Below are 3,121 nucleotides of genomic sequence, written 5' to 3'. Positions count from 1 at the left end.
ATGACATAGCGGTTGTTGCACAACCGTTCGCAGCCAAAGGCAGCTCCTACAGCGTACAGAGATATCCGAAACGTCGCTGTTTATCGCGGCGTCGCGTTATTTGCAGGAGCGACCTTTGGTTGGTGCGACACTCGCCGCGATGGTGCGCGAAGCCACCCTTACATGACATAGCGGTTGTTGCACAACCGTTCGCAGCCAAAGGCAGCTCCTACAGCGTACAGAGATATTCGAAACGTCGTTGTTTATTGCGGCGGCGCGTTATTTGTAGGAGCGGCCGTTGGCCGCGATGCAGGCGTAGCCTGCTTTATACGGCATAGCGTTTGCTGCGCAGAGAGCGTCTCACGGCCATTCGCAGATGCCGCGAGTAAAATATCCCATGCATTAACACAGCCCTGTTTTACCGCAGATGCTGACCTTAATTCGATCAACTACCGGCGATTCACAATCGTCAATAAACTGTAAAACCCGCCAACCTTAACCTTTATTTACACTGCACTTATTTATCTGCCGATAAAATACCCCAGGGAAAACAAGCAGGGATTTCGCTTAGACCGATCTTTGGGGAAAAACTGTGAAAATCCAAGCACGTATAAACTGGCTTCCTGCCATCGCCGCCATCAGTCTACTGGCACTACCGGCTACAGGCTTTGCTAAACAGGAGGTCTGGATGCTGGCGACCAGCAGCATTAAAGGCACCAGCCACTCTCGCACGCTGTTCTTTCACGATAAAAATATCACATCACTGGATGCCTGCCGCGAGGAAATTCAGCGCGGCTATATCAACCAGTGGCGCTATTACAATCCGCCTTCTGGTCGCAGCATATCTGCCGGTGAATCAATTAACTTTCGCTGTGCATATTCACACACAACGCCACAGCGCTGGATTCGCAGTGCGCCCTACAGTTTCACCTATATGGTTCAGATTCAGCAAAACACCCTGAATCTGGTGCCCCAGATAAACTATGCAGACTGCATGCGTAATACAAATTCGAGCCAGCAGGATTTCTGCACAGCCAGTAGTCAGAAGGTGAATCTGTAAACCAGCCAAAGGTTCACCCTTCGGGGTGAAGATTCTTACCACTCGGTAAAGTTCAATAGTCCGGTAACCAGATACATCCGGAAAAAACTATGGAACTGCATAAACTAGCTGTGGCGTTGCTCGCCACATCGACCCTTCTGTTAAGCGCATGCGGAGGTGGGTCATCTTCGTCTGGTAGTGACACCACAGACCAGGGAAACGGCAACGGCACCGACAATACTGATACCGGCAATACCGACAACAGCAACACCGATACGGGAACCGGCGCCAATACTGATACCGACAACTCCGGTCCGGCCACACCAGCCTGGACAACACCTGCTGAACTGGAAGATGGCTCAGTTACCGTATCCGAGCTAATGGTCGGCGGGACCGCTAGCAAACCGATGATGGCCTATAGCAAAGGCAACCTGCTCTATATTCGCGAGTTCGACGGCAGCAACTGGAGCAGCGCACACCAGCTGGCCTCTTTCAACGGCACCCACGATATCAGCTGGGCATTCAATGCTAACGGTAAAGCTGTACTGGCTCTGGAAAATAACGCCACGAATGCAGCCACAGGCTTCACAGAGTGCCGCCTGGATTACTACCGCTACAATGGCACCCAATGGGGTGGCTCCAGCCGAGCACGCCATCTGATTAATCCAACTAATAACTACACCTGCAATAATGTCGATGATCTGAAAATCGCGTTATCCAACGATGACAGCATTGCCATGATCTGGAACCGCCGTGACCTTCCTAACAAAGGCCGCGTTCAGGGCTGTGACAGCACGGATACCTGTGTAACGGATGCAACCAGCTCTCCGCAAACACTCGGCAGCGACAACAACGCCGTCGCTCTGGGTATGGGCAACGATGGTGAAGGCTATATCCTCAAAATTGAAACCAGTAAATTTGCCACCAGCAAATCCGGTGTATTTGCCACCAGTTTCTCCGATGGCAACATAGGTTCGTCAGCGAATATTGGTGATTATCCGGGGAATTCCCGTTTAGCACGAATTGCGGTGAACGATGCCAATCATGCCCTGGCACTGTTCAATGCCAACAACACACTGCAGGCGCGCTTTGACAACGGCTCTGGCTTTGCCACCAGTGTTGAATTAGATGACGACCTTGCTGGTGCGAACTACGGCGCTACGCTGGAAGCTTATCTGAGCGCCGGAGCCGATTACGGTTTAAGCTTGTGGGTAAATGACGGGGCCGAACTGAAAACCAACATTTCAGATGCCGGTTCATTCAGTGCAAGCTCAACAGAACACCCGCAGAGTAATGATCAGATCCGATCTGCACAGGGTGCCATTAACGATAATGGTAAAGCGGTTATCGTCTGGTTTGGCTATGACCTGGATATGACAAGCGGAATCCCATACGACGGTACCTTATACGCTCGCTACTACGACGGTAGTGCATGGCAGGATGTGCAAACCATCGACAGTGGCATCGATGTACCTTCGTTTATATCCTCCAAAGGCGGAGTGGGCCTCTACCTGGATAATTCCGATGACGTTACCGTGGTTTATAACGCATATAAATCCGGACAAGCCACCAGCGAACCGAAAACCTTTTATGCGCGCAGGGTTATTGAATAATCAATTCATACTCCGATTTAAAAAGCCGCTGATACCAGCCACTAGTGTCCCACAAATTTTCATTTGAACTTTTGTGGGATATTCCGGGCCCCTTGTCCTCATAGAGGGGCCTTCCGAAACGTCGGACCGCCCCTATCGCCGGACGGGCTATCTCCCCGCTTCGCGCGTCCTGGCTCGTTTACCCTTGAAACCTTGATATTTCCTGACCTCGCGCCCCATCGGCCATCCTTGGCCGGGGCCGCTTGCCCGAGTCCCTTCGGGCAGGTCGTAAATATCTACGCTTTCTGCGGCGAGCGCAGAGGCGCTGTTTTAGTTAATTTCACCGCCTTATTTCAAACGTCATCCAGAATCTGAGTTTCATGTCTCTGACTGAAATTCAGAGATGGCGTTGTAGTAAAAAGCAGCATAGAGGAAGCCAGTCCTTCGCATTCTGGAGCGCCGAAATGAACGATGATTTTTCCGGTCCGCCGGGCAAGGATGCCCGGCGAGC

2 protein-coding genes are annotated in these 3,121 nt (G+C 51.7%); both read left to right on the top strand.

Annotated features, from left to right (window positions below):
• The first annotated feature begins 571 nt into the window (after positions 1-571).
• Positions 572-1,039 carry a hypothetical protein gene (locus I9W95_RS15075; RefSeq protein WP_225676349.1) on the top strand — a complete coding sequence of 156 codons (468 nt, stop codon included), beginning with the start codon at positions 572-574 and terminating at the stop codon, positions 1,037-1,039.
• Between the two features lie 89 nt (positions 1,040-1,128).
• Positions 1,129-2,631 carry a hypothetical protein gene (locus tag I9W95_RS15070; RefSeq protein WP_225676347.1) on the top strand — a complete coding sequence of 501 codons (1,503 nt, stop codon included), beginning with the start codon at positions 1,129-1,131 and terminating at the stop codon, positions 2,629-2,631.
• Positions 2,632-3,121: the final 490 nt, after the last annotated feature.

This window comes from Thalassolituus marinus, assembly GCF_020320395.1.
Taxonomy (GTDB): domain Bacteria; phylum Pseudomonadota; class Gammaproteobacteria; order Pseudomonadales; family Oceanobacteraceae; genus Venatoribacter; species Venatoribacter marinus.
The sequence above is the reverse complement of the archived record's forward strand: the minus strand, read 5'-3'. Positions and strand labels throughout refer to the sequence as shown.

Coding starts and splice junctions, on each gene's coding strand:
- I9W95_RS15070 (WP_225676347.1), top strand. CDS start 1,129: ATGGAACTGCATAAACTAGCTGTGGCGTTGCTCGCCACATCGACCCTT.